Source organism: Candidatus Ruminimicrobium bovinum, from assembly GCF_902760015.1.
Classification (GTDB): domain Bacteria; phylum Elusimicrobiota; class Endomicrobiia; order Endomicrobiales; family Endomicrobiaceae; genus Ruminimicrobium; species Ruminimicrobium bovinum.
The window spans coordinates 1-2,248 of sequence record NZ_CACWEU010000265.1 but is presented as its reverse complement, the minus strand read 5'-3'; the positions used below and the strand labels follow the sequence as shown (position 1 = coordinate 2,248).

Below are 2,248 nucleotides of genomic sequence, written 5' to 3'. Positions count from 1 at the left end.
TGCCAACTGTTCAAAAGCAAGTGCAGTCATTTCCTTTGTCTCACCCTGGAGTCCTTCTATGAAACCAAGCTTATCCCATCTTTCGACGTATTCATCAAGCTTCTTCTTCCAAGGCTCATATGTCTTCATTCTCTCAATATTGTCGAAAACATGTTCTCTCATGAAACGGTAGTCAATATCTCCAACATTTTCACTTAGAATCATTTCATCAATTTTATTCATTTTCTTGCTTTTTAACTTGTCTTATTAACTCTTCCATTTCAGCCTTTCTCTTATCTAGTACTCCATGAAGATATGAAAGGAATTCCCTCTCTGTATCCTCATATGAGAACTTTGAAAGTACCTTCTTGCTCTCTTCCTCAAGAACAGGAGGTATCTTGTCTGTTATCCACGAACGTACAACGCTTGCAAGCTGCTTGTGAAGCGTGTCAAAGTCATTGAACCACACACAACAATTTGGAAGCTCATCATCATCAGCCCAATCAAGGACTGTGTTAGGAGTTTTTACCATAGTAATGCTTCCACTCTTCATTGCCTCAAGTGCTGAATACATAACACTAGCTGAATCATCGACAACAATGGTGATAGCACCCTCACGTAATGCTGTTGCAAAGTCCTCCTTAGAAAGGTTTCTAAGCTCCTTGAATGACACCCACTTGAAGTACGGATACTTCCAGTAGAACGGCTTAACGATTCTCTTGATGTCAGACTGGTCTTTTGCAATGACATTGATTATCATCTTCTTAGGCGTGATGGTGTTGCCGAATATCTTTGAGAGATAAGGGTTAACCTTTGTGAGCTTAACGTATGGGAAAGCCTCAGTAAGCTCAGCAGCCTGGTAGTTTGAGTTGGTGATACCCTCCATGATGCCGAAATCACCCCACTGTGCTGCGTATGGCATCTGCTCAACAACGTAGTCATAGTTCTGGAGAATAACGACTCTCTTACATGGAAGATTCTTTGTCTGGTTCATAACCTGGGAATAAATCTCTGGAATGAACAGCACGTCAGAAGGTGATGTACCAACCTCTCCCTTATTAACGTTGTAGTGTGGCAGGTTGGTGTATTCCTCACCAAGCCAAGCACCAACGCCTACGAATTCCTCCTCAGTGTGGAGCATGCTAACGTCGTACCCGTCTTCCTTTGCTATCAATGCAAGGTTGTAAATATACTCAAGACTTCCGCTTGGTACTCCCTTTGTATCGATTACGAAGAAGAACACCCTGTTTTCCTTCTTGTCTATCTTAGTAATCTCTTTGTTAATGTTCTCGATTACTATCTTGTTCTTATCACTCATCGTTATCTTGTTTTAGCTCTTTTATTAGTTCGTATGCCTCCATTGTGTTAATTGTAACCTCCTGTCCAAGTGTAAGGGCTGTAAGGTCTTCAACGGAGTCCATAATATCAATGAACATTTTAATCATGTCATACTTGATTGAGAACTTGCTTACGTCGTCCTTGATTTTCACTTCCTTCACCTCCTTGGTATTAGGAATCATCTTATCCTCTTTCTTGTCGTAGATGAAGTTTTCTGTAATCTCTACCTCGCTTGTTCTCTTGTCAGCGTCCCCGAAGACGAACTCACTGATTTTGTTAATGTCAAATATAAGATTGGTCTCCCCTTTCTTCATAATAAAATTGTTTTAAAAAATTATCATCGTCAATTATTTCACTCAGATTATCATAATTTGACATCGCCTTGTCTTTGTTCTTCTCGTTGAACTCCCTGTTGATAAGGACAATGTGCTTACCCTCTGGTATCTCTTCCTCGAACATCTGGTTGTTTGCTGTGATTACCACATCGCACTCCTCCCATACCTCTGATACTTTCTTTGGGAAAAATACCTTTCTAACCCTTGCTCCTATCTTACTTAAGAAGAAGAATGTAGACTGAATTGTAAGTGCCTCCTCATTCAAGCTGTAGAACACTATCCTAATGTCCTCCTCCTCTATGTTCGTGATGTCAGTAAGCCAGTTTGTAATCTTCACTGCCAGTTTCTTCTCAGTCGTACCAGCGCATCCGAATATCTCATAAGGATAATCTATGTAGATGAAATTGTTCTTCTCTTTCTTGCTCTTGAACTTGCAATGTTTCTCAATAACATCTACCCTGTCATCCAATTCGTCCAAGTCCATTGATGGGTCGAATTCCTTTGCATAGTATTTCAGAATCTGTTTATTAATATTTCTAACAACATGATTCAGTTCTATTCCTATTGTAATCATATATAAAAAATAACACTTTTTA

At 39.6% G+C, this 2,248-nt stretch carries 4 protein-coding genes; all 4 read right to left on the bottom strand.

All coding sequences use genetic code 11. The features are described from left to right. Positions 1-222, bottom strand: a 222-nt coding sequence (locus ACMUOV_RS08665) for a hypothetical protein (RefSeq protein WP_413854754.1), incomplete at its 3' end; no start/stop codon positions are given. Further along, entirely contained in the window at positions 215-1,297 is a 1,083-nt protein-coding gene (locus ACMUOV_RS08660; RefSeq protein ID WP_413854753.1) for a hypothetical protein, read from the bottom strand. The genes ACMUOV_RS08660 and ACMUOV_RS08665, both read right to left, overlap by 8 nt. Further along, on the bottom strand, positions 1,290-1,631 hold the full coding sequence (locus ACMUOV_RS08655) for a hypothetical protein (RefSeq protein ID WP_413854752.1): 342 nt from the start codon (positions 1,629-1,631) through the stop codon (positions 1,290-1,292). Before ACMUOV_RS08655 ends, ACMUOV_RS08660 begins: the two co-directional genes overlap by 8 nt. Next, positions 1,600-2,248: hypothetical protein (locus tag ACMUOV_RS08650; RefSeq protein ID WP_413854751.1), on the bottom strand; the 649-nt coding region annotated here is incomplete at its 5' end. The genes ACMUOV_RS08650 and ACMUOV_RS08655, both read right to left, overlap by 32 nt.